This window comes from Methylobacterium sp. CM6244 (assembly GCF_054817885.1).
The window spans coordinates 2104254-2126701 of the sequence record NZ_CM139247.1 but is presented as its reverse complement, the minus strand read 5'-3'; the positions used below and the strand labels follow the sequence as shown (position 1 = coordinate 2126701).

The following is a 22448-nucleotide window of genomic DNA, read 5'->3' as shown; positions in this document are numbered from 1 at the left end:
ATGGAGTACGTCGATCTCCTGCGCTGGCTGCACGTCATCGGCGCGACGATCCTGCTCGGCACCGGGACCGGCATCGCTTTCTTCATGACGATGGCGCACCGCACGGGGCGGCCCGACCTGATCGCCCATGTGGCGGGGACGGTGGTCGTCGCCGACATGCTCTTCACGGCGACAGCCGCCGTGATCCAACCGGTGACGGGCTGGCTCCTGGCGCGCGCGGTGGGCTGGCCCCTCTCGGAGGGATGGATCGCCCTGTCGCTGATTCTCTACGTCGTCATCGGCTTGTTCTGGCTGCCGGTCGTCAGGATCCAGATGACCCTGCGCGATCTCGCCATGGCTGCGGCCCGATTAGGGATACCCCTCCCACCGCGCTACCATGCTCTCTACCGGATCTGGTTCACCTGCGGTTTTCCCGCCTTCGCCGCCATGCTCGGCATCGTCTGGCTGATGACGGCGAAACCGAGATTCGCCCTGTTCTGAGCGGACCTCAGGCGGCCGATGGCAGCGCCTTGGCGCTCCAGGCACGGACATGGGCGTCGATGGCCAGAGCCTCGTCCACGTCGGCGGGCGCGCTGCGATACTCCGGGGCGAAATGCTCGCAGGCCCGCTCCACCAGTTCGGCGATCCCGTAGAAGCCGATCTCGCCGCGGATGAAGGCGGCCACCGCGATCTCGTTGGCGGCGTTCATCACCGTCGGGGCGGCGCCGCCCTCCGCGAGCGCGGCGCGTGCGATGCGCAGGCAGGGGAAACGCACCTCGTCCGCCGCCTCGAAGGTGAGGCTGCCGACGGCGGCGAGATCGAGGGAGCGTCCCCGCTCGATGGTCAGACGGTCGCCAAGGCCGAGGCAATGGGCGATGGGGACGCGCATGTCCGGCATGGCGAGGCCGGCCGTCACGGCGCCGTCGCGCCAGGTGATGAGGCCATGCACGATCGATTGCGGATGCACGATCACGTCGAGGCGTTCGGCCTCGATGGCGAACAGGTGATGCGCCTCGATGAGTTCGAGGCCCTTGTTCATCAGCGAGGCCGAATCGATGTTGATCTTCATTCCCATCGACCAGGTCGGATGAGCCGCCGCCTCGGTGGGCGAAGCCGCGGCGATGCGTTCCTTCGTCCAAGTGCGGAACGGGCCGCCGGAAGCGGTGATGGTCATCTTGGTCACGTCCGAGACGCGACCGTCCCCGAGCGCCTGCGCCAGGGCGTTGTGCTCGGAATCGACCGGCAGCAGCGTCGCCTTGAACCGCGCGGCGTCGCGCATGAAGGCGTCGCCGGCGCAGACGAGGCTCTCCTTGTTGGCGAGCGCCACGGTGCGGCCGAGGCGCAAGGCCGCATGGGTGGGGCGCAGGCCCGCCGCACCGCTCACCGCAGCCACGACGATGTCGGCATCACGAGCCACGGCTTCGAGGACGGCGCTGTCGCCTGCCCCGTTGGCGATGCCGGTGCCGGACAGCGCCTCGCGCAGGGCGGATCCCTGGCTCTCGTCGGCGAGCGCGGCGAAATCCGCGCCGATCTCACGGGCGAGCTTTGCCAGAGCGGCGGCATCGCGGCCACCGACGAGGGCGCCGATCCGGAAGCGCTCGGGATGCTGGGCCAGCAGGTCGGTGGTGGAACGACCGATGGACCCGGTGGCGCCGAGGATGGTGACGGTATGGGTCAACGGATCGATTCCTTCAGACCACCGCCAAGCGGTGGGCAACGAGATAAAGGCCGGCGAGCACGGCCACGGCGAAGAAGCCGTCGAGCCGATCCATGACACCGCCATGGCCCGGGATCGAACGGCCCGAATCCTTCACGCCGTAATGCCGCTTGAGCCCCGATTCGGCGAGATCGCCGGCCTGGCTCAGGATGGACGCGAGGGCGCTGGTAATGGCGACCGCGACGAGGGGTGCGTTCGCCAGACTGCTCCACCCCTGCGAGCGCGCGGCCATCACCAGCAGGGTGCCGGCGGCGATGCCCGCCGCGAGACCGCCGAGTGAGCCGGACCACGTCTTCTTGGGGCTCACCGACGGCATCAGCTTCGGCCCGCCGAAGGTCCGACCGGTGATGTAGGCGACGATGTCGGTGGACCAGACCACGGCGAACATCCAGGCCGGCCCGAAGATGCCGATGGCCGGGTCGTCACGCAAAGCCGGGGGAACCAGGGCCAGCACCGCGGCACTGAGGAAGCCGATCACGACGCGGCCCCGTCCGCCCGAATCCCGGACGATCACGACGAGGGCAACGAGGGTCAGAACCGCGACCGCGAGCCAGACCAGTGCCGGAGCATCCAGGCGCAGGCAGAGGGCGAGGGCGAACAGCCCCAGGCCCGTAATCGCAACGGTAGGCCTGAGCGGCGCGATCCGGCTGATTGTGATCCATTCGCCCGCGAAGACGATGCCGGCGATGAGCCAGATGGCGGCGAAGGCCCAGCCGCCGAGGAACAGCGTGGTCAGCACGATGGTCGCCAGTACGATGGCGGACGCCGTGCGAAGCTGGAATTCGCGGCCGCCGAGGGGGCCGCGCCTCGGCGCGGATGCCGCGTCGCCGGGCGAGGCCATCACCCGGCCTTGCCGCTGAGGCCACCGAAGCGGCGATCACGGCGATGATACTCATCGATGGCCGCATGGAAGCAGGCGTGATCGAAATCCGGCCAGAATTCCGGCACGATCACGTATTCGGCGTAGGCCGTCTGCCATGTGAGGAAGTTCGACAAACGCTGCTCGCCCGAGGTCCGGATGACGAGGTCGGGATCGGGGATGCCGGTGGTGTCGAGGGCTTGGGCGATGGCCTCGAGGCCGATCTCGGCCGGGCTCATCCGCCCGTCGGCCACTGCCTGGGCCAGGGTCCGGACCGCCCGCAGGATCTCCTGGCGCCCGCCGTAATTGAAGGCGATCACCAAGGTGAGGCCGGTATTGCCGCGGGTCCGCGACTCGGCCTCGTCGAGCAGCGCGGCGATATCGGTGCTCAGGCCCTCGCGGGCGCCGATGATCTTGACGCGCACGTTGTTGCCGTGGAGCTCGGCGAGGTCGCGGCGCACGAACAGCTTCAACAGGCCCATGAGATCGGCGATTTCGGCCGGCGGCCGGCGCCAGTTCTCGGAGGAGAAGCTGTAGATCGTCAGATAGGAAACGCCGAGTTCGATCGCGGAGCGGACCGCGCGGCGCACCGCCTCGACGCCGCGGCGATGCCCCTCCACCCGCGGAAGACCACGGCGCGCAGCCCAGCGGCCGTTGCCATCCATGATGATGGCCACATGGGCCGGCGCCGCCGGACGGGTGACGGGAGACGGGCCTGACCCCGAAGTCTCGGTATCGCGCGAGGCGAGGCCGACCGCGACGCTGGCGGTGTCCCTATCCCCGGCCGCAGATACCTCGATCTGACGCGCGCCCTCTGAGCGACCCAACGCGCTTCTCCCCGTCCCTGATTCCGTCGATTCCATACCAGTCCACAACTTAGACCTGCATGATTTCCTTTTCCTTGGAGGCGAGAACGCCGTCGATGTCGGCGATGTGCTGGTCGGTCACCTTCTGCACTTCGGTGGCCTGACGCTTCTCGTCGTCCTCGCTGATGGCGCTTTCCTTCTCGAGCTTCTTGAGGTGATCGAGCGCATCGCGGCGGACGTGGCGGACCGCGACGCGGGCCTCCTCGGTATATTTGTGAGCGACCTTGACCATTTCCTTGCGGCGCTGCTCGTTCATCTCCGGAACGCGCAGGCGGATGGTCTGACCCTCGGTCTGAGGGTTCAGGCCGAGATCGGATTCACGGATCGCCTTCTCCACGGCGGCGACCATGCTGCGGTCCCAGACCGAGATCGACAGAAGGCGCGGCTCGGGCACGCTCACCGTGGCGACCTGAGCCATCGGCATGGACGACCCATAGGCATCGACATTGATCGGATCGAGAATGCTCGGGGTCGCGCGTCCGGTGCGCAGAGAGCCGAGATCCTTCGACAGCGCGCTGACGGCGCCCTGCATCCGGCGCTTGATATCGTTCAGGTCGAACTCTGGGGTCGCCATACTGTGTGTCCCGACGAGAATGAGAGAAAAGGCCTTGGGCCGCCGGGGCCCGTGCGTGCGGCCTCAATGAACCAAAATCCGACAGGTCGCAAATGGCGTTCGCGCGCGCGGCGGATCAAATCGACCATGCGAGGCGGCTTCGCGATCTGCCTATCGCGCGACCGGCTTCCTCTCCGCTAGTCCCGGCGGGCCGGAGCGCTGGACGAAATGGTTTGCATCGAGCTCCGTGAACGCCTGGAGCAGCGCGATGATGGCTCCCACCGACATCTCCGTAGGGTCGAACTTCGCAGTGGGACCGTATTGGAGATAGAGGGCGTTAAGGGCCTCCGAGCGGCCTGCATAACCGACCATCCATCCCCGCAACGCACGCTGCTGCAATGGAACAGCAGAGACGAGAACCATGCCGCTGTGACGGCTGTCCGCCGCCAGAGCCCAGAGCTGCTCCTAGATCGTCGACGTCTCGCCCTCCATGGCCTGGAGGAAGAAATCCTCGTTGAACACGAGGGCGCCCGTCATGCCCGACGCATGATCGTAGCGGTTGCAGGAGGCCAGGATGTCCCTGACCATGTCACGCATCGAACCACCCGTCAGCTTGACGAGATTCCGGCTATAGAAAACGAACTGCGACAACGGCATCGACTATGCTCGGCAGCCGCATCGGGCAGGCGGCAGGCGTTCCCTTTCACAGGAAGTGCGAAAATCCTCAAGAAACCCTGACGCCGAAATCGAGCGAGCAACTGGGAGGCCGCTGCGCATCAACTCGCAACGACGAACCCGATACTTAAGATACTATGCTGTCAGGGCACGACGTGCGTCGAAGGAGCGTTCCCCGTCAGGATCGCAGTGACCGAACTCGGGGCATGAACAGAGCCGACGACGATGGAGATGCGGCTCTCGCGGGCCAGCGCGAAGGCGGCGGTATCCATGATCTTGAGGTCGCGCGCGATGGCATCGTCATGGGTGAGGCGGTCGTAGCGCACCGCCGAAGGATCTTTCTTCGGATCGGCCGAATAGACGCCATCGACCTGGGTCGCCTTGAGCACGGCGCCGCAGCGCAGCTCGGCCGCGCGGAGCACGGCGGCGGTATCGGTGGTGAAATACGGGTTGCCGGTGCCTCCGGCCAGCACCACCACCTGGCCCTTGTCGAGATGGTGCAGAGCCGGCTGACGCGCATAAGTCTCGCAGATCGTCGGCATCGACACCGCGGACATCGTCCGGGCGGGCACGCCGGCGGCATTGAGGGCCGTCTCGAGGGCGAGGGAGTTCATCACCGTGGCGATCATGCCCAGCGAGTCGCCGGTGGCGCGATCGATCCACCCCGCCGACGAGATGCGCGCGCCCCGGATCATGTTACCGCCCCCGACCACGAGAGCGACCTGAAAGCCGGCCTCCAGGGTCTTGGCGATATCGTCCGCCAGGGCCGCCAGGAGCGGGGGATGCAGCCAGTACCCGTCCGGGGCGGCCAGGGCCTCGCCCGACAGCTTCACGAGGACGCGGCGAAACGGTTTGGTCTCCGGCATGGCGCCAGTCCCCTCAAGCACCGGCGCAAGGCCGAACGATTCAATCGGAAGCGCCCGCTGTCTATCGCAAGGCGGTCGCGAAGGTCGAGGGGTAGGACCGTCTTAGTGTGTCATCTCGGGGATCGGTCGCCGGACCTGTGGAGAGACGAGGCGGGATCGATGGTCGGAAAACGCGGAACGGGCGGCGGCATCGCTGCCACCGCCCGTCCCAGGAAACAGTTGTCGATCCAGAAGGTTGGCGGCGTCAGCCGCGAGCGGCAGCCGCGACTTCGGTAGCGAAATCGGGAGCCTCTTCCTTTTCGATGCCCTCACCGAGCGCGTAGCGCACGAAAGCAGTGAGCTTCACCGGCGCACCGGCCTTGCCCTCGGCTTCCTTCAGCACCTGCGTGATCGTCTTGGAGCCATCATGCACGAAGGGCTGCTCCAGGAGGGTGACCTCCTTGTAGTAGCTCTTCAGGCCGCTCTCGACGATCTTGGCGAGGACGTGGTCCGGCTTGCCGGCATTCTTCTCGCGCAGGATGTTGCTCTCGCGCTCGAGCACGGCCTGATCGACGCCAGCGGCATCCAGCGCCACCGGGTTCGTCGCGGCGACGTGCATGGCGATCTGACGGCCGAGGGTGGAGAGAACCTCCACGTCGCCTTCGGATTCGAGCGCGACCAGCACGCCGATCTTGCCGAGGCCGTCGGCGACCTGAGCGTGGACGTAGGACGCGATCACACCCTTGGTCACGTCGAGCTTGGCCACGCGGCGCAGGGTCATGTTCTCGCCGATCGTGGCGATGAGGCTGGAGAGCGACTCCTTGACCGTGGTCGAACCACCGGGGAAGTGCGCGGCCTCGAGGCCTTCGAGGGTGCCGTCGGTGTCGAGGGCGAGCTTGGCGGCTTCACGGGCGAAGGCCTGGAAGCTGTCGTTGCGCGCAACGAAGTCGGTCTCGGAATTCACTTCGACGATGGCGGCGTGATGGCCCGACGATTCGACGGCGACGAGGCCCTCGGCGGCGACGCGGCCGGCCTTCTTGGCGGCCTTGGCCAGGCCCTTCTTGCGCAGCCAGTCGACGGCGGCTTCGATGTCGCCATCCGTCTCGTTCAGCGCGCCCTTGCAGTCCATCATGCCCGCGCCGGTCTTTTCGCGGAGCTCTTTCACCAATGCGGCGGTGATGTTGGCCATGGCGAGTCCTCTCTTCGGGTCTGTCTCAAATGATAAAGGAGCCCGGCGCTATGAGCGCCGGGCTTCGTGGATTGGTTCGACGTCATCGGCGGCACCCCGTCACCGGGATGCCTGGGCGATCAAGCGGCGGCGGCAGCCTCGGCGAAGCCACGGGCTTGGTCGACCCAGCCATCGCGGCTGATGCGGCCGTTGAGCTTCAGATCGGCATCGACCTTGGCGACCTCGGCATCGGTCATCGCGGCGATCTGCCAGTAATGGTAGACGCCGGCATCGTTGAGCTTCTGGACGATCTGCGGTCCGGCGCCATGGAGCTTGGACAGGTCGTCCGGAGCGCCGCGGGGAGCCGAGAGCAGTTCGAAATGCTCGGTGGATTCCACCAGAGCGGCCACGTCGGCCGGATCGATAGCGCCGGACTCGACCGAGAGAGCAGCCTCTTCCTCGGGAAGCTCTTCGGCAGTGGGAGCCTCGGAGGCACCGAGGTCGATGCCGCTGGAGCCCTGGCCGCGGGAGATACCGTCGATCGCGGCGCGGGCGATGAGGTCGCAATAGAGCGAGATCGCGCGGCCGGCATCGTCGTTGGCGGGAACGACGTAGGTAATGCCGTCAGGGTTGCAGTTGGTATCGACGATGGCCGCCACCGGGATCCCGAGGCGCTGGGCCTCCTTGATCGCGAGCTGCTCCTTGTTGGTGTCGATCACGAACAGCAGATCGGGCACGCCGCCCATGTCCTTGATGCCGCCGAGAGCCTTCTCGAGCTTGTCCTTCTCACGGGACAGCATCAGGCGCTCTTTCTTGGTGAGGCCCTGGCCGCCGCCTTCGAGGGTCTCGTCGACCTTGCGCAGACGGGCGATCGAGCCCGAAATGGTCTTCCAGTTGGTCAGCATGCCGCCGAGCCAGCGGGAATTGACGTAGTACTGGGCCGAACGCTTGGCGGCTTCCGCGATCGTGTCGGCGGCCTGACGCTTGGTGCCGACGAACAGCACACGGCCGCCCTTGGCGACGGTGTCGCTCACGGCCTGCAGGGCCTGGTGAAGGGCCGGCACAGTCTGGGCGAGATCGATGATGTGGATGTTGTTGCGGGTACCGAAGATGTAGGTCTGCATCTTCGGGTTCCAGCGGTGGGACTGGTGTCCGAAATGGGCGCCTGCTTCGAGGAGCTGACGCATCGTGAAATCAACGGCCATGATCGTTTTCTCTTCCGGTTGATGCCGCCGCGGAGGAAGCGACCGACCCTCGAAAGGGACGATCACCGGAAACGCCTCATTCAGGCATGAGGCCGGCTCCGCGTGTGGAATGGGCGGGGCCTTAGCAGAGGATATCCGCCGAGGCAAGGCTAGGCGAAGGACATCGCAGGTATCGAATCAGGCAGCCGGCGCCTCACCGAACAAGGCCGCGACATCCGCCTCGCTGAGGATGCGGTACGCTCCGGCCTCCAGGTCGGCAGGCAGCGTCAAGCCGCCGATCCGGTCTCGATGCAGGGCGGTGACATGGTTGCCGAGCGCCGCGAACATGCGGCGGACCTGATGATAGCGGCCCTCGTGAAGGGTCACGACCACATGGGTCTCGTCCTCCACCTCCATCTCCACCGGCAGGAGGGGCTTGTCCTCTCCTTCGAGCAGCATCGATCCGCTCCCCAGCACCATGACCTCGTCGCCCTTGAGCGGACGGTCGAGGGCGACGCGGTAGCGCTTGGCGACCTTCGATTTCGGCGAGATCACCTTGTGCAGGAACGGCCCGTCATCGGTGAGCAACAGGAGACCCGAAGTCTCCTTGTCGAGGCGGCCGATGGTGGAGAGGGCCGGGTCACGCCGGCGCCAGCGCTCGGGAAGGAGCCCATAGACGAGGGGACCGGCCTCCTTGTGGGAGCAGGTCACGCCGAGCGGCTTGTTCATCATCAGGACGAGGCCCGGCGGCGGATCCAGGGGATCGCCATCCACGACCATGCGCTGTGACAGATCAGGCGTCGCGGTGATGCGCTGACTGGCATCGCGCAGCGGCGAACCGTCGAGCACGACGAGGCCGGCTTTGGCGAGAAGGCCGATCTCCCTGCGCGAGCCGTATCCGAGATTCGCCAGCAGGCGATCGAGCCTGAGGCTCGGGCTCTTGCTCAACGACCGGTGCTCGCTTCCAAGTTCCGTGGTTTCACTTGCGCGCTTCGTAGATCTTGTAGCCGCCGGCCGAGGCCTTGAGCGTGACGTTCCGGAAGGCGGCGTTCAGCGGCGCCTCGTAGGGCAGATGCGCGTTGGCGGTGAGCCAGAGCGTGCCGCCGGGCCTCAGGGTCTCGGCAGCGCGGCGGATGAAGACTTCGCCGAGGAAACGGTCCTCGATCCCGCCATCGTGGAAGGGCGGGTTCATGACGACGAAGTCGAGGCGCTCCAGCACCACGTCGGCCGAACGGATATCGGCCCAGCGAATATCCGCGCGCGGGTCACCGACATTGCGGCGGGCCATCTCCACGGCGCGCCGGTCGATGTCGATGAGGGTCAGCGCGGTCACGCCCTGGGAGGCCAGGACGGCGCGGGCAAGGACGCCGATCCCGCAGCCGAAATCCGCACCCCGGCCCGAAAGTGACGGCAGGTTGGCCAGGAGCAAAGCGGTGCCCGGATCGAGTCGGTCCCAGGAGAAGACGCCGGGCTGCGTGCAGAGGGCGAGGTTGTCGATGTGACGCGGCGCGCCTTCCTGGATCACCTCGTCGAGGTCGATGATCGCGGCGGGCCGGGCGACCTCGCAGATCCGGTGATGCCGCTTGGCCGTCTCCGCCGGCTCACAGCCGAATTCCTTCAGCTCGCGGCCGAGACGGGCCCCACCCTTATCCTTCGGCGCAAGCGCGCGCAGGCGCCCACCCGGACGCAAGGCGCGCAAAGATAGTGACAAGGCATAGCGACGCTCGATCGTCCCCGCCGGGGCCAGCATGGTCACGCTCTCGAGGCTACCCTCGGCGATGTCCTCGAGGCGGACAGAACCGGGGATCAGCGGCGAGAGTTGGGCCGCCCCTGCGGATACGTCGGCCAGTTCGGGAGGAGGAGACCCATAGACAGCATCCGGGACGGTGGGAGCAGGCATCATTCATGGATCCGGCGCGACAGGGCGCGCGCCTCGAGAGTTGGGCGTTAAGAGGAAGGATATTGAGCGCCACGACTCGGAATCGAGTCCGGCTTCGCGATTGGTAGCCGGCGATGGCCCCGAAGAAAAGGTTATCTTCGCCAGATCCGATAAATTTACAAAATCGAGCGAATCGGTTGGCAACACCGTGTCAAGTCATTGCCAAGCTCTTCCATGCATAAACATCCCAAACAGGCCTCGTTCTTTAACCTGCGTTTCAAAAACGGCGACGCTGTGCGGAACGTTACTGCAAGTTATGCGGCAATGCAGCACGAAGCGGCTCTGGATACCTCGAACCGTATCGTGACGCACCAGCCCATCACCTATCCGCGCGGGAATTCGAGCCCCATCTCCCGATAGCGTGCCGGATCATCGGCCCAGTTCTCGCGCACCTTCACATGCAGGAACAGGTGGACGGGTTGATCGGCCGCCTCGGCGATCTCGCGCCGGGCCGCCTGCCCGATCGCCTTGATGGTCTGGCCGCCCTTGCCGAGCACGATGGAGCGCTGGCTCTCGCGCTCCACGAAGATCGTTTGCTCGATCCGCACCGAACCATCGGTCTTCACCACCCATTGGTCGGTCTCGACGGTGGAGCGGTAGGGCAGCTCCTCGTGGAGCCGGTCATAGAGCTTCTCGCGCGTGATCTCGGCGGCGAGCATGCGGAGCGGTGCGTCCGACACCTGATCCTCCGGGTAGAGCCAAGGGCCGGGCTGCATCATCCCCGCCAGGGTCTTCCTCAGCGTATCGATTCCGTCGCCGTTGAGCGCGGAGATCATGAACGTATGCGCGAAGGCGATGCGCTCGTTGAGCGAGGCAGCCAGGGCCAGCAGCCGGTCGCGCGGGATCAGGTCGATCTTGTTGAGGATCAGAGCCTTGGGTTGGCGCACCTCGGGCAAGCGGGCGAGGATCGCCTCGACCTCCTCGGTAACGCCCTTGCGGGCATCGACCAGCAGGCAGACCGCGTCGGCATCGGCGGCACCGCTCCAGGCGGAATGCACCATCGCCCGGTCGAGGCGGCGCTTGGGCGCGAAGATGCCGGGCGTGTCCACCAGGATGATCTGGGCACTGCCCTCCATGACGATGCCGCGCACGAGTGCCCGGGTCGTCTGGACCTTGCGCGAGACGATGGAGACCTTGGTGCCCACGAGGCTGTTGAGCAGGGTCGACTTGCCGGCATTGGGTACGCCGATCAGGGCGACGAAGCCCGCGCTCGAATCGGCCGGGATGACCGGCAGCGGCTTGATCTCGGGCATCGGGGCCTGCCGGGGCAGGTCGTCTTCGTCGTCGAAATCGTTGTGGTCGTCAGGCATCGGAGTCGCTTTCTTCACCGACGTCCGCCGACGTCTCCATTCCGTTCCGTGGGGTGACGCCGGCCTGAGGGCCCGTGCCGTGAACCTCGCGCTCGAGCACGAGGCGGGCGGCCTCCTGCTCGGCGAGGCGTTTCGAGGGGCCGGTGCCGTATCCGGGCTCGAGGCCCTCGACACGCGCGGCGATCCTGAAGACGGGGGCGTGGTCCGGGCCGGACCGCTCCACGACGTCGTAGACCGGGATCGGCAGGGCGCGCCCCATCGCCCATTCCTGCAAGGCGGATTTCGCGTCACGTCCGCGCGGTGCCGCCGTGTCGGTGCCGGGCGCGAAAGCCGTGGCCACGATGGCCTTCGCCGTCTCGTATCCGGCGTCGAGGAAGACCGCGCCGAGGATCGATTCGCAGGCATCGGCCAGGATCGTCTGGTTGCGGCGGCCGCCGCTCTGGATCTCCCCCGGGCCGAGGGCGAGATGGGGTCCGACATCCCAGGCCGTGGCGACCGAGGCACAGGTCTCCCGGCGCACGAGCCCGGCGAGACGCCGCGACAGGTCGCCTTCATCGGCCTGCGGGAAGGCTTCGTAGAGGAGATCGGCGATGGCGAGGCCGAGCACCCGGTCGCCGAGAAATTCGAGGCGCTGGTAGCTTCCCACCCGTCCGCCACCGCCGGCCTTGCTGACATGGGTCAGGGCCAGCGACAGAAGGCTACGGTCGGCGAAGACGTGGCCGATCCGCTCTTCGAGCACGTTCAGGCCGGGCTTGGGTCGCGGTGCGCGACGCGCCCGGCTGGAAGGACGCGTCTCCTCACTCACGGTCGATCGTCCTAATGGATGCTGCTGAAGATGCGGCCCCACCGCACCTTCGCCGGCCATTGCCAAATCTGCCAGGCCGGGGTGCCCTCGTCGATGGAGAAGAAGATCATCTCGGCGCGGCCGACGAAATTCTCGAACGGGACGAAGCCGACATTGGCGAGGTCGCGCGAATCCGTGGAATTGTCGCGGTTGTCGCCCATCATGAAGTAACGGCCCGGCGGCACGAGATAGGGCTCGGTGTTGTCCCAGTAGCCGTTATCGCCCTCGCGCTCGATCACCTGATGCACCACGCCGTTCGGCAGGGTCTCGGTATATTGCTCGACCTTCGTTTCCTCGCCGTACGGACCGGTGGTCTCGTAGGGGGCGATGCGCTCACGCTTCACCGCCACATCGTTGATGTAGAGAATGCCGGCCTTCATCTGGATTTTATCGCCGGGCAGGCCGATGACGCGCTTGATGTAGTCGGTGGCATTGTCCTTCGGCAGTTTGAATACGGCGATGTCGCCGCGCTTGGGCTCGGCCGCCCAGATCCGGCCATCGGCCTTGAACGGCAGGTACTCGCTCAAGGGCAGCGAGTATTTGGAATATCCGTAGGAGTACTTGGACACGAACAGGTAGTCGCCCACGAGAAGCGTCGGAACCAGCGATCCGGACGGAATGTTGAATGGCTGGAAGAGCAGCGTGCGCACAACGAGGGCGATCAGCAGCGCCTGGACGCCGACCTTGACCGTTTCCTTGATGCTCGCCCAGGCGCCCGTATCGGCCGCCCTCAGGTCTCGCTTCGTCTGGTGATCCACGCGCGCTCGTTCCATCTGTCTGCAATCTCCGGCTCGACGCGCGAACCCGATCGACTGTCGGTGATGACCGGCGGTCTAGACCATGCCGTCGGGAGCCGCAACGCGAGCAGTGGCCGGCTCAGCATCCGCCATCGGCGACGGCAGCGAGGAGGGCAAGGCCTCGATGATCACGAATGCTTGCGCCATGGGCGGATCGTCGGTGAGCGTCACGTGGATCTTGGCCGTGTGCCCGGCGGGAATCAGTGCCCTCAGACGCTCCGCCGCCCCACCGGTGAGGCGCAGGGTCGGTGCCCCGCCCGGCAGGCTCACCACCTCCATGTCGCGCCAGAAAACGCCGTGGCTCATGCCGGTGCCGAGCGCCTTGGCACAGGCCTCCTTGGCGGCGAAGCGCCTCGCATAGGACGGTGCGCGGGCGGCGCGACGGTCCGACTTGGCACGCTCGCCATCGGTATAGACCCGATGGGTGAAGCGCTCGCCGTAGCGCTCGAGGGACCGTTCGATCCGGCGGATGTCGCAGAGGTCCGAGCCGATGCCGACGATCATGCCGCGATCCCCGTCCGGGCCCGACCCATGGCGGCGCGCATGTCGCGGATCGCCTGACCCAGCCCGTGAAAGATCGCCTCGCCGATGAGCGAGTGGCCGATATTGAGTTCGGCGAGTTGCGGCAGCGCCGCCACCGGACCGACGCTGTCGAGGGCGAGACCGTGCCCGGCATGGACTTCGAGGCCGATTCCGGAGCCATAGGCGGCGGCCCGCGCGATGCGGGCAAGCTCATGCGCGACCCGTGCGCCGTCGCCCTCGGCGACCGCTTCGCAATAGCTTCCCGTATGAAGCTCGACCACCGGCGCCTCCAGGCGGAGCGCCGCGTCCATCACCGCCTCGTCGGGCTCGACGAACAGCGAAACGCGGATCCCGGCACTCGACAGGGCGGCGATTCGGGGCGCGAGATGGGCCGCCTGCCCGACGATGTCGAGGCCGCCCTCGGTGGTGCGCTCTTCGCGCTTCTCTGGAACGAGGCAGGAGGCGTGCGGCCGCAGGCGAGTGGCGATCCCCACCATCTCGTCGGTGGCCGCCATCTCGAAATTGAGCGGCACCGAGAGCCGCGCCATCAGCGCCTCGATATCCCCGTCACGGATATGCCGGCGGTCCTCGCGCAGATGCGCGGTGATGCCGTCCGCCCCGGCTTCGACGGCCAGTAGGGCGGCAGCGACGGGATCGGGATGGATGCCGCCGCGGGCATTACGCACGGTGGCGACGTGGTCGATGTTCACGCCGAGGCGAAGGGGAACAGGTGCTTTGGCGGACATCAGGTAACTCCGGACGGCAGGCACGTCCCGCGACGAAGGACGACCGGCAGGCGATGCGCACGGCCGTTTCGTCCCTAGATAGGGGTAAGGCGGCATTTTCGGGATAGGCGGCGCAATGGGAATTCTCGACGGGCTCTTCGGCCATGGCAGCGACCTCTCCCCGCAGGAGGTGCACGAGGCGCTCGGCGGCGTTCTCACCCAGGGCGAGACGGTGCAGGTGGCGTTCCGGGTGATCCGCGACCTCATCGTCTTCACCGACCGGCGGCTGATCCTGGTGGACAAGCAGGGCATGACCGGGCGCAAAGTCACCTACATGACCGTGCCCTACCGGGCGATCACCTGTTTCTCGGTGGAGACGGCGGGCAGTTTCGACTTCGATTCGGAACTGGCGATCTGGGTCTCGGGACGGCCCGAGCCGATCCGGAAAACGCTCAAGCGCGGCGCCGACATCCTCGGCATCCAGCAGGCCATCGCCGCCTCCCTCAGGTGATTCCTCCCTCGGCTGATCTCTCCCGCAGGCGATTCTTCTCCGGAACCGGAAAACCCGTGTGGGTGTTTGCCCTTAGACGGCAAACAAAACCGCACAGAAGAAACCCCGGAGGAACCCATGAGAGCCCTGAAACCCGCACTCCTCGCACTTCTCCTGACCGCCGGGTCCACCGGCATCGCCCTTGCCGACAAGCCCGGCGCGGACTGGATGCCGGCCGAGCAGGTCAAGCAGAAGCTGATGGCGGCCGGCTATACCGACATCACCGAGTTCGAGGCGGATGACGGCCATTGGGAGGGCGAGGGCATGAAGAACGGTGTAAAGATGGAATTCCACGCCGATCCGAAAACCGGCGCCATCATCTCCGAGAAGCCCGACAAATAGGTCTTTCGACAAGTGAATAGGGACGGCGGCAGGATTGTCGCCGTCCCCGTCTCTGCTTAGGAGCGACCGACTGGCTCTGAGCGGATGGACAGCGCGTGATCGGCAATTTCGAGATCCTGGGCCGTCTCCTCCTTGCGGCGCTGCTCGGCAGCGCCGTGGGTTTCGAGCGTGAGCGCCACGTCTGGGCGGCGGGTATGCGGACGCATATGCTCGTCTGCGTCGGCTCCTGCCTGATCGTCATCGTCTCGGCCTTCGGCTTTTCCGACATCCTCGGCACCCCGAACGTCAACCTCGATCCCTCCCGCATGGCGGCGCAGGTCGTGTCCGGCATCGGCTTCCTCGGCGCCGGTACGATCATGCTGCGCGGGGAGATGGTGAAGGGTCTCACCACTGCGGCCGGGCTCTGGGCCGTGGCCGCCATCGGCCTCGCTGCGGGAACCGGCCTCTATGTGGCGGCGACCGCCACGACCGTCATCGTGTTGCTGATCCTCGCTGGGATGAAGCCCCTGGAGAAGCGCTACCGCGAGCGGGCGCAGACGCGGACCCTCACCATCACGGCCAAGCGCGGGCTGATCACCATCGAGTCCCTGCGAACGATGTCCAGCCCTTTCGCCTCCCGCCTCGTACAATTCGTGGCGCAGCCGACGGAGGAGGACGGGATCGATACGATCGAGGTGTCCTACGTGCATATCCCGGATAAGAGCTTCGACGAGATCGTGACCGCGCTCCGGGCACGCGAGGGCGTGACGAGCGTCTCGTGAGACGTCAGTCCCGCGATTCGGGCAGGGCGAAGACCGTGAGCTGGCCGCCCAGCGCCGTGTATCGCGACAGGCCGGCATAGCCGCCCACCGCGCCGGCTCCGTCCGCCGGATCGGTGAGGCCGGCAGCGAGTCCGATCCCCGCCCAGCCGCCGACGCCCGAGAGCACGGCGACGTATTGCCTGCCGCGATGGAGGTAGGTCGTCACGTTGCCGATGATGCCCGACGGCGTCTTGAACCGGTAGAGTTCGCGGCCCGTGCGCGCGTCGACGGCCTTCAGGTATCCCTCCAGCGTGCCATAGAACACCACGTCGCCGGCCGTGGCGAGGGCACCCGACCAGACCGAGAACGGCTCGGTGTTCGACCAGACGACCTTTCCCCCGGTGCCGTCCCAGGCGATGAAACGTCCGGTCTCCGGGCCGCTCTCATGCGGCTGGAGCGTGACGGTGGCGCCGACATAGGGAATGCCGGGGGTGTAGCTCACCTGGAACGGCTCGTAGCTCATGCAGATGTGGTTTGTGGGCACGTAGAACAGGTGCGTGTCGGGCGAATAGGCGGCGGGCTGCTCGTTCTTGGCGCCGATGGCACCGGGGCAGATCCCCACGGTGGTCTCGTCCTCACCCTTGGCTTCCGGTGAGTAGCGCGGATCGACCACCGGCCGACCGTAGGTCTTGGAGCCCTTGTCCATGTCGACCTTGGAAGCCCAGTTCACCACCGGATCGAACTTCTCGGCGACCAGGAGCTCGCCGGTGGCGCGATCGAGGGTGTAGCCGAAGCCGTTACGATCGAAGTGGGTGAGGAGCGGACGATCCTTACCGTCGATTGTCTGATCCGTGAGGATCATCTCGTTGATGCCGTCGTAGTCCCACTCGTCGTGCGGGGTCATCTGGTAGACCCACTTGGCCGCACCCGTGTCGGGGTTACGTGCCCAGATGGTCATCGACCACTTGTTGTCGCCCGGACGCTGCTTGGGGTTCCAGGTCGAGGGGTTGCCCGAGCCGTAGTACATCAGGTCGAGCTTGGGGTCGTAGGAGAACCAGCCCCAGGTGCAGCCGCCGCCCGTCTTCCACTGATCGCCTTCCCAGGTCTTCAGCGAGGAATCCTTGCCGACCGGCTTGCCGAGAGACGTCGTCTTCTCCGGGTCCATGATCATGTCGGCATCGGGGCCCTGCGAGTAGCCGCGCCACACCTTCTTGCCCGACTTCGAGTCGTAGGCGGTGACGTGGCAGTTCACGCCGAACTCGCCGCCGGAGATGCCGACAATGATCTTGTCCTTGACCGGCAGAACCGTCGCGGTGTTGGTCTCACCCTTCTTCGGGTCGCCGTTGACGACGGACCAGTTCACCTTGCCGGACTTGGCGTCGAGCGAGACGACGGTGGTGTCGGCCTGGTGCAGGATGATCGCGCCGTCGGCATAGGCCAGGCCACGGTTGACCGTGTCACAGCACATCACCGGGATGACGCTCGGGTCCTGCTTGGGCTCGTACTTCCAGACGATCACGCCGTCCTTGTCGAGGTCCAGGGCGTAGACGATGTTCGGGAAGGGGGTGTGCACGTACATCGTGTTGCCGATGACGAGCGGCGAGCCTTCGTGGCCGCGCAGGACGCCGGTCGAGAACGTCCAGGCCACCTGCAGCTGCTTAACGTTGCTGGCATTGATCTGGTCGAGCTTCGAATAGCGCGTATTCGCATAATCGACCGTCTGCAGCACGGGCTCGTCGGCGATGGCCGGGCCGGACGCTGAGATGCAGAACAGGAGGGCGGCGGCTCGGTAGCTGTCCCGCATGGGCGATCCTCCAACATGGCGTGCGCGTTCCGGCGGCTCCTCTATCATCGGATGCGGATCGATTCGCGGGCTTCCTTGCCGCTGGGATCGGGGCGATCCTGTGTACCGTCCTCCTTGCCATCCCGCCCGAACTCGTCTATGCGCCGCAACTCGCGTTCGCTCCGGCTGGGGGCTGAACGGACGGTGCCGGCTTGTCCGGCATGCGGAGTTCGCTCCATCGTCCCGTGTCTCCGCCTTCGATCAACCGCTCGGGCCTTCAAACGGCTCGAAGGGCTTGGCGCCGGGTGAAACGCGTTGAACCGGCCCGACGATCGACATCCGCACATCCGTGCCGTCGGGCCCCTTTTGCTATGAAGGGCCCGTTATGCCTCTCTACGAACACGTCTTCCTGGCGCGCCAGGACGTGACGGCCCAGCAGGTCGAGACCATGGTCGAGACCTACAAGGGCGTCATCGAAGCCAATGGCGGCAAGGTCGAGAAGATCGAGATGTGGGGCGTGAAGTCCCTCGCCTACCGCATCAAGAAGAACCGCAAGGCGCATTTCACGCTCCTCAACGTCGACGCCCCCCCGGCGGCTCTCGCCGAGATGGAGCGCCAGATGCAGATCTCCGAGGACGTCCTGCGCTTCATGACCGTCCGCGTCGAAGAGCTCGAGTCCGAGCCGTCGGCGATGATGCAGAAGCGTGACCGCGACGACCGCAAGGATCGCGAGCGCGGCCGTCGTCGTGACGACGAAGGCTTCGGTGGTGGTGGATTCGGTGGCGACCGGGATCGTGGCGACCGCGGTGATCGCGGCGACCGTCCCGAGCGCAGCTTCGGCGGGGAGAACTAAGCCATGGGTTTCGGTGCTGGACCTGGTGCGGCTCCTGCCGCTGGTGGTGGTGGTGCGGGCGGCGGACGTCGTCCCTTCTTCCGTCGTCGCAAGACCTGCCCGTTCTCGGGCGCGAACGCTCCCAAGATCGACTACAAGGACGTCAAGCTCCTGTCGCGCTACGTCTCCGAGCGCGGCAAGATCGTGCCGTCGCGCATCACGGCGGTGTCGGCCAAGAAGCAGCGTGAACTCGCCCAGGCGATCAAGCGCGCCCGCTTCCTCGGCTTCCTCCCCTACGTGATCAAGTAAGCCTAGACCTCTCCACGAGGTCCCCTCCTCCCCCTTGTGGGGAGGAGTTGGAGGTGGGGGTGGACTTCGGCCTGTGAAGGCTGGCGGCGCCACTCCCACCCTCGATCCCTCCCCGCAAGGCGGAGGAAGCACTCGTACCGGCCGCATGCGGGCTGCCGGACGTCGTTGGGGCGAAATGAAACGCCTCTAACCCTGCCCTTTTCGGGGACAGCGGGACAGCGGGATCGATGACACAGTTTCTCGGTATCGGCATCGGCGCGGGCCTCGTCTCCGCACTCCTCTTCGGCGTCCTGCTGAAGGGCACTTTGCTGTCGATCGTTCTCTATCTGCTCGCCCCGCTCCCGATCCTGATCGTGGGCCTCGGCTGGAGCCACAAGGCAGCCCTCGTCGCTGCGATCACGGGCGCCGTCGCGCTCTCCTTTCTGCAGCCCTTCCTCGGCCTCGGCTTCCTCGCCTATCTGGCGCTGCCGGCCTGGTGGCTGGCCTATCTCGCCCTGCTCGGCCGTTCGAATGCCGACGGCACCATGGAATGGTACCCGACCGGGCGGCTTCTCGCCTGGACCGCCGGCACGGCCGGGCTCGCCTTCGTTGCCATCGCGGTCATCGCGTCGCCGAACTTCGAGACCTTCCAGACCCAGTTGCGCGGGATGACGCGCACGCTGGTGACGATGCAGGGCAAGACCCGTGCGACGCCCCCCGCCGCTGCACCTGCAGGAACCCCTTCGACGACGGGGAATCCCTCGGCCTCCGAGAGTCCCACGCCCACAGAGTCACCCGCGACCCAGGCGGAATCGGATACGAAGACGGCGCCCTCCGCCGAACCCGGCAGCGACCAGCAGAACGCGGTGGCGGATGCCCTGGCGACGATCGCCCCCGGACTGGCGACGCAGGGTCTTGCCGTGCTGCTCACCTTCTATCTCTGGGCCGCGGGCCGGATCGTGCGCATTTCCGGCCGCTTGCCTCGGCCCTGGCCCGACATCCCCTCAACCGCGATGCCGCGCTCCGTCCTCGGCATCCTGGGAGCGGCCTTCGTGCTGGCCCTGGTGCCCGGCTATCCAGGCGTCCTCGGCATCTGCCTCATCGGTGCACTGACCGCCGCCTTCGCCATGCAGGGCCTCGCCGCCTTCCACGACCGCAGCCGCGGCCGGCCCGGACGCATGGCCCTCCTGTTCGGGCTCTATCTGATCCTGTTCTTCACGCAGGGCGTCGCCCTTTTCGCCCTGACGCTGTTCGGCCTCGCCGACACCGCCTTCAACCGGCGCCGTCCCAAGGAGGACGCCGGACGAACCTGAGGCCCGTCTCCCGCATCACGCGGCCGGATCTCTCTCGACACACCCCACCCCAGCAAGGACCAAGATCATGGAAGTCATCCTCCTCGAGCGCGTCGCCAAACTCGGCCAGATGGGCGAGACCGTGAACGTGAAGCCGGGCTACGCCCGCAACTTCCTTCTCGCCCGCGGCAAGGCCCTGCGCGCCACCGCCGGCAACAAGAAGCACTTCGAGACCCAGCGCGCGCAGCTCGAAGCCCGCAACCTGGAGCGCAAGACCGAGGCCCAGTCCGTCGCCGAGACCCTCGAGGGCAAGAGCTTCGTGCTGATCCGTCAGTCGGGCGAGACCGGCGTGCTCTACGGTTCGGTCTCCACCCGCGATCTCGCCGAAGTCGTCACCGCCGAGGGCTTCACCGTCGGCCGCGATCAGTTCGCCCTCAACCAGCCGATCAAGACGCTGGGCCTGCACAACGTGCCGGTGGTGCTGCACCCCGAGGTCGAGGTGACCGTCACCGTCAACGTCGCCCGTTCGCCCGAAGAGGCCGAGCGTCAGGCCCGCGGCGAATCGACCACCGAGCGTGAGGCGTTCAACCTCGACGACCTCGGCCTCGAAGTCGGCGCCGCTCTCGCCGAGGCCGGTGACGACCGCGAGTAAGCATCCCCGCGAGAGCGGTGGAGAACGGGGATCGTCGCCCGAAGGGGTTGACTGGTTCCCGATTTGTTCCAGCATAGCGCCTGTCATCCCGAAAGGGGTGGCAGGCGTTTTTCGTGTTCGGTCACACGCACTCCGTCCCGTCCGATCACCTCATCCTGAGGTGCCGGAGCGCAGCGGAGGCCTCGAAGGAGGCCTCCAGTTCGCGCGGTGGGTTCTGGAGCCCTCCTTCGAGGCCCGCTGAAGCGGGCACCTCAGGATGAGGTGAGAGGGGCGGCGCGAAAGGCGCGTCGCGCGATTCGGCTAAGGTTCGGCTAACCATGCCTGGGCCATGGTCGTGCGGTAGCGGAATGATGCGGCGACGGAATCGCCGCGCGGTGTCGAAGAAGTCGGAGCCTCGAGTCAGCCCATGGCCCTGCCCAACGCCCTGACGGCAAACCTACAGAGCGTCACGCAGGAGTTCCGCGTCGCGCCCCACAACATCGATGCGGAACAGGCGCTGCTCGGCGCGATCCTCGTCAACAACGACGCCTATTACCGGATCTCGGACTTCCTCCTGCCCGAGCATTTCATGGAGGATGTCCACCGCAAGATCTTCGAGGTCGCCGCCTCGCTGATCAAGGTCGGCAAGCTCGCGACCCCGATCACGCTCAAGACCTATCTCGGTGACGCCGATCTCGGCGGCCAGACGGTGATGCAGTATCTCGCCCGCCTCGCGGCTGAGGCGACCACTGTCATCAATGCGGGTGATTACGGCCGCACCATCTACGATCTCGCCATTCGCCGCCGGCTGATCACCATCGGCGAGGATCTGGTCAACGGTGCCTACGAAGCACCGGTGGAATCCTCGCCCCGCGACCAGATCGAGGGCACCGAGCGCCGGCTCTACGAGCTCGCCGAATCGGGCAAGTACGATGGCGGCTTCCAGAAATTTTCCGATGCGCTCACCGCCGCCGTGGACATGGCCGCCAAGGCCTACCAGCGCGACGGCAAGCTCTCGGGCATCGCCACCGGCCTGTCGGATCTCGACGCCAAGATGGGCGGTCTGCAATCCTCCGACTTGATCATCCTCGCCGGCCGCCCGGCCATGGGCAAGACCTCGCTGGTGACCAACATCGCCTTCAACGTCGCCAAGGCCTATCGGGGCGAGAAGCAGCCCGACGGGCGGATCGAGACCAAGAACGGCGGCATCGTCGGGTTCTTCTCCCTCGAAATGTCGGCCGAGCAGCTGGCGACCCGCATCATCGCCGAGCAATCGGGCGTGCCGTCCTACAAGATCCGCCGCGGCGACATCCGGCCGGAGGACTTCTACAAGATCACCGATGCCGCCCGGGACATGCAGACGATCCCGTTCTACATCGACCAGACCGGCGGCATCTCCATCGCGCAGCTCGCCGCCCGCGCCCGCCGCCTGAAGCGCCAGAAGGGTCTCGACCTCCTCATCATCGACTATCTGCAGCTGCTCTCCGGTTCGGGCAAGCGCAGCGACAACCGCGTGCAGGAGATGACCGAGATCACCACCGGTATGAAGGCGCTGGCCAAGGAACTCGCGGTGCCGATCATCGGCCTGTCGCAGCTGTCGCGTCAGGTAGAGAACCGCGACGACAAGCGCCCGCAGCTCTCCGACCTTCGCGAATCGGGCTCGATCGAGCAGGACGCCGACGTGGTGATGTTCGTGTTCCGCGAGGAATACTACGTCAACAACAAGAAGCCGCGCGAAGGCACCGAGGAATTCTTCGCCTGGGAGGCGGAGATGAACCGCGTCCACGGCAAGGCCGAAGTCATCCTCGGCAAGCAGCGCCACGGCCCCACCGGCACGGTGGAGCTGCAGTTCGACGCCAACATCACGCGCTTCTCGGATCTGGCCAGCGAAGACCGGATGCCGGAGCGCATGTAATCGGTTCCATACCGCCGAGTGAGGGTGACCCTCTTCCTTCTTGTGGGGAGGAGTTGGAGGCGGGGATCGGTCCCCTAGCCTCAGCCAATCGA

26 protein-coding genes are annotated in these 22448 nt (G+C 66.4%); 9 read left to right on the top strand and 17 right to left on the bottom strand.

The genetic code is table 11. The features are described from left to right. On the top strand, positions 1–480 hold the full coding sequence (locus ACYQML_RS09890; protein WP_461235436.1) for a DUF2269 family protein: 480 nt from the start codon (positions 1–3) through the stop codon (positions 478–480). Between the two features lie 7 nt (positions 481–487). Here the strand turns inward: ACYQML_RS09890 and dxr are convergent, their stop codons facing one another. From dxr to ACYQML_RS09810, 16 genes are all read right to left on the bottom strand, one after another. Beyond that, positions 488–1657, bottom strand: coding sequence for a 1-deoxy-D-xylulose-5-phosphate reductoisomerase (dxr, locus tag ACYQML_RS09885; protein WP_461235435.1), 1170 nt, complete (start codon positions 1655–1657; stop codon positions 488–490). A gap of 13 nt (positions 1658–1670) precedes the next feature. Beyond that, positions 1671–2537, bottom strand: coding sequence for a phosphatidate cytidylyltransferase (locus tag ACYQML_RS09880; protein WP_311274996.1), 867 nt, complete (start codon positions 2535–2537; stop codon positions 1671–1673). Further along, the gene (locus ACYQML_RS09875) at positions 2537–3382 is read right to left on the bottom strand and encodes an isoprenyl transferase (RefSeq protein ID WP_056431515.1); all 846 of its coding nucleotides are present in this window, start codon (positions 3380–3382) and stop codon (positions 2537–2539) included. The genes ACYQML_RS09880 and ACYQML_RS09875 overlap by 1 nt, the downstream gene beginning before the upstream one ends. A gap of 49 nt (positions 3383–3431) precedes the next feature. Next, positions 3432–3995, bottom strand: coding sequence for a ribosome recycling factor (frr, locus tag ACYQML_RS09870; RefSeq protein ID WP_056431517.1), 564 nt, complete (start codon positions 3993–3995; stop codon positions 3432–3434). Between the two features lie 150 nt (positions 3996–4145). After that, positions 4146–4397 (bottom strand): hypothetical protein, encoded by a 252-nt coding sequence (locus ACYQML_RS09865; protein ID WP_461235434.1) that lies wholly within the window; start codon positions 4395–4397, stop codon positions 4146–4148. A 42-nt stretch (positions 4398–4439) separates the two neighbouring features. Next, entirely contained in the window at positions 4440–4625 is a 186-nt protein-coding gene (locus ACYQML_RS09860; protein ID WP_461235433.1) for a BLUF domain-containing protein, read from the bottom strand. A gap of 167 nt (positions 4626–4792) precedes the next feature. Then, on the bottom strand, positions 4793–5515 hold the full coding sequence (gene pyrH / locus ACYQML_RS09855; protein ID WP_056431523.1) for a UMP kinase: 723 nt from the start codon (positions 5513–5515) through the stop codon (positions 4793–4795). 244 nt (positions 5516–5759) lie between these two features. Continuing rightward, on the bottom strand, positions 5760–6683 hold the full coding sequence (tsf, locus tag ACYQML_RS09850; RefSeq protein ID WP_461235432.1) for a translation elongation factor Ts: 924 nt from the start codon (positions 6681–6683) through the stop codon (positions 5760–5762). 119 nt (positions 6684–6802) lie between these two features. Beyond that, a complete protein-coding gene (locus tag ACYQML_RS09845; protein WP_461235431.1) occupies positions 6803–7867 on the bottom strand; it encodes a 30S ribosomal protein S2 in 1065 nt (354 codons plus the stop codon). 177 nt (positions 7868–8044) lie between these two features. Next, the gene (locus ACYQML_RS09840; RefSeq protein ID WP_419951889.1) at positions 8045–8794 is read right to left on the bottom strand and encodes a pseudouridine synthase; all 750 of its coding nucleotides are present in this window, start codon (positions 8792–8794) and stop codon (positions 8045–8047) included. 31 nt (positions 8795–8825) lie between these two features. Beyond that, the gene (locus ACYQML_RS09835) at positions 8826–9749 is read right to left on the bottom strand and encodes a class I SAM-dependent methyltransferase (protein WP_156467874.1); all 924 of its coding nucleotides are present in this window, start codon (positions 9747–9749) and stop codon (positions 8826–8828) included. A gap of 359 nt (positions 9750–10108) precedes the next feature. Next, a complete protein-coding gene (gene era, locus ACYQML_RS09830; protein WP_156467881.1) occupies positions 10109–11038 on the bottom strand; it encodes a GTPase Era in 930 nt (309 codons plus the stop codon). A 49-nt stretch (positions 11039–11087) separates the two neighbouring features. Then, on the bottom strand, positions 11088–11900 hold the full coding sequence (gene rnc / locus ACYQML_RS09825) for a ribonuclease III (RefSeq protein ID WP_056431536.1): 813 nt from the start codon (positions 11898–11900) through the stop codon (positions 11088–11090). A gap of 11 nt (positions 11901–11911) precedes the next feature. Next, a complete protein-coding gene (gene lepB / locus ACYQML_RS09820; protein WP_056431539.1) occupies positions 11912–12712 on the bottom strand; it encodes a signal peptidase I in 801 nt (266 codons plus the stop codon). A 60-nt stretch (positions 12713–12772) separates the two neighbouring features. Next, the gene (gene acpS / locus ACYQML_RS09815; RefSeq protein ID WP_056431542.1) at positions 12773–13240 is read right to left on the bottom strand and encodes a holo-ACP synthase; all 468 of its coding nucleotides are present in this window, start codon (positions 13238–13240) and stop codon (positions 12773–12775) included. Continuing rightward, positions 13237–14004, bottom strand: coding sequence for a pyridoxine 5'-phosphate synthase (locus tag ACYQML_RS09810; RefSeq protein ID WP_461235430.1), 768 nt, complete (start codon positions 14002–14004; stop codon positions 13237–13239). The genes acpS and ACYQML_RS09810 overlap by 4 nt, the downstream gene beginning before the upstream one ends. Positions 14005–14119: 115 nt before the next feature. Between ACYQML_RS09810 and ACYQML_RS09805 the strand changes: the two genes are divergently transcribed. From ACYQML_RS09805 to ACYQML_RS09795, 3 genes are all read left to right on the top strand, one after another. Then, positions 14120–14494: a PH domain-containing protein gene (locus ACYQML_RS09805; RefSeq protein ID WP_056431548.1), complete on the top strand. Its 375-nt coding sequence runs from the start codon at positions 14120–14122 to the stop codon at positions 14492–14494. A gap of 117 nt (positions 14495–14611) precedes the next feature. Beyond that, the gene (locus ACYQML_RS09800; protein ID WP_156467875.1) at positions 14612–14875 is read left to right on the top strand and encodes a PepSY domain-containing protein; all 264 of its coding nucleotides are present in this window, start codon (positions 14612–14614) and stop codon (positions 14873–14875) included. 95 nt (positions 14876–14970) lie between these two features. Continuing rightward, positions 14971–15636, top strand: coding sequence for an MgtC/SapB family protein (locus ACYQML_RS09795; RefSeq protein WP_461235429.1), 666 nt, complete (start codon positions 14971–14973; stop codon positions 15634–15636). A 4-nt stretch (positions 15637–15640) separates the two neighbouring features. Here the strand turns inward: ACYQML_RS09795 and xoxF5 are convergent, their stop codons facing one another. Continuing rightward, positions 15641–17419 carry a lanthanide-dependent methanol dehydrogenase XoxF5 gene (xoxF5, locus tag ACYQML_RS09790; protein WP_461235428.1) on the bottom strand — a complete coding sequence of 593 codons (1779 nt, stop codon included), beginning with the start codon at positions 17417–17419 and terminating at the stop codon, positions 15641–15643. 364 nt (positions 17420–17783) lie between these two features. On the opposite strand from xoxF5, the gene rpsF reads away from it, so the two are divergent. The 5 genes from rpsF (at position 17784) to ACYQML_RS09765 (ending at position 22356) form a co-directional block, all read left to right on the top strand. After that, positions 17784–18251 (top strand): 30S ribosomal protein S6, encoded by a 468-nt coding sequence (rpsF, locus tag ACYQML_RS09785; RefSeq protein ID WP_018045048.1) that lies wholly within the window; start codon positions 17784–17786, stop codon positions 18249–18251. 3 nt (positions 18252–18254) lie between these two features. After that, positions 18255–18539 carry a 30S ribosomal protein S18 gene (gene rpsR / locus ACYQML_RS09780; RefSeq protein ID WP_056253899.1) on the top strand — a complete coding sequence of 95 codons (285 nt, stop codon included), beginning with the start codon at positions 18255–18257 and terminating at the stop codon, positions 18537–18539. A gap of 227 nt (positions 18540–18766) precedes the next feature. Then, positions 18767–19831 (top strand): hypothetical protein, encoded by a 1065-nt coding sequence (locus ACYQML_RS09775; protein WP_461235427.1) that lies wholly within the window; start codon positions 18767–18769, stop codon positions 19829–19831. A 67-nt stretch (positions 19832–19898) separates the two neighbouring features. Further along, a complete protein-coding gene (gene rplI, locus ACYQML_RS09770) occupies positions 19899–20462 on the top strand; it encodes a 50S ribosomal protein L9 (RefSeq protein ID WP_056140488.1) in 564 nt (187 codons plus the stop codon). A 406-nt stretch (positions 20463–20868) separates the two neighbouring features. Next, the gene (locus ACYQML_RS09765; protein ID WP_056254796.1) at positions 20869–22356 is read left to right on the top strand and encodes a replicative DNA helicase; all 1488 of its coding nucleotides are present in this window, start codon (positions 20869–20871) and stop codon (positions 22354–22356) included. Positions 22357–22448 lie beyond the last annotated feature (92 nt).

Bases quoted from the DNA above. Each gene is read 5' to 3' on its own strand.
- ACYQML_RS09805 (WP_056431548.1), top strand. From the start codon at position 14,120: ATGGGAATTCTCGACGGGCTCTTCGGCCATGGCAGCGACCTCTCCCCG.
- lepB (WP_056431539.1), bottom strand. From the start codon at position 12,712: ATGGAACGAGCGCGCGTGGATCACCAGACGAAGCGAGACCTGAGGGCG.
- ACYQML_RS09775 (WP_461235427.1), top strand. From the start codon at position 18,767: ATGACACAGTTTCTCGGTATCGGCATCGGCGCGGGCCTCGTCTCCGCA.
- ACYQML_RS09880 (WP_311274996.1), bottom strand. From the start codon at position 2,537: ATGGCCTCGCCCGGCGACGCGGCATCCGCGCCGAGGCGCGGCCCCCTC.
- rplI (WP_056140488.1), top strand. From the start codon at position 19,899: ATGGAAGTCATCCTCCTCGAGCGCGTCGCCAAACTCGGCCAGATGGGC.
- ACYQML_RS09810 (WP_461235430.1), bottom strand. From the start codon at position 14,004: ATGTCCGCCAAAGCACCTGTTCCCCTTCGCCTCGGCGTGAACATCGAC.
- xoxF5 (WP_461235428.1), bottom strand. From the start codon at position 17,419: ATGCGGGACAGCTACCGAGCCGCCGCCCTCCTGTTCTGCATCTCAGCG.
- ACYQML_RS09845 (WP_461235431.1), bottom strand. From the start codon at position 7,867: ATGGCCGTTGATTTCACGATGCGTCAGCTCCTCGAAGCAGGCGCCCAT.
- pyrH (WP_056431523.1), bottom strand. From the start codon at position 5,515: ATGCCGGAGACCAAACCGTTTCGCCGCGTCCTCGTGAAGCTGTCGGGC.
- rpsR (WP_056253899.1), top strand. From the start codon at position 18,255: ATGGGTTTCGGTGCTGGACCTGGTGCGGCTCCTGCCGCTGGTGGTGGT.
- frr (WP_056431517.1), bottom strand. From the start codon at position 3,995: ATGGCGACCCCAGAGTTCGACCTGAACGATATCAAGCGCCGGATGCAG.
- ACYQML_RS09800 (WP_156467875.1), top strand. From the start codon at position 14,612: ATGAGAGCCCTGAAACCCGCACTCCTCGCACTTCTCCTGACCGCCGGG.
- ACYQML_RS09765 (WP_056254796.1), top strand. From the start codon at position 20,869: ATGGCCCTGCCCAACGCCCTGACGGCAAACCTACAGAGCGTCACGCAG.
- rpsF (WP_018045048.1), top strand. From the start codon at position 17,784: ATGCCTCTCTACGAACACGTCTTCCTGGCGCGCCAGGACGTGACGGCC.
- acpS (WP_056431542.1), bottom strand. From the start codon at position 13,240: ATGATCGTCGGCATCGGCTCGGACCTCTGCGACATCCGCCGGATCGAA.
- ACYQML_RS09865 (WP_461235434.1), bottom strand. From the start codon at position 4,397: ATGGTTCTCGTCTCTGCTGTTCCATTGCAGCAGCGTGCGTTGCGGGGA.
- ACYQML_RS09835 (WP_156467874.1), bottom strand. From the start codon at position 9,749: ATGATGCCTGCTCCCACCGTCCCGGATGCTGTCTATGGGTCTCCTCCT.
- tsf (WP_461235432.1), bottom strand. From the start codon at position 6,683: ATGGCCAACATCACCGCCGCATTGGTGAAAGAGCTCCGCGAAAAGACC.
- era (WP_156467881.1), bottom strand. From the start codon at position 11,038: ATGCCCGAGATCAAGCCGCTGCCGGTCATCCCGGCCGATTCGAGCGCG.
- ACYQML_RS09890 (WP_461235436.1), top strand. From the start codon at position 1: ATGGAGTACGTCGATCTCCTGCGCTGGCTGCACGTCATCGGCGCGACG.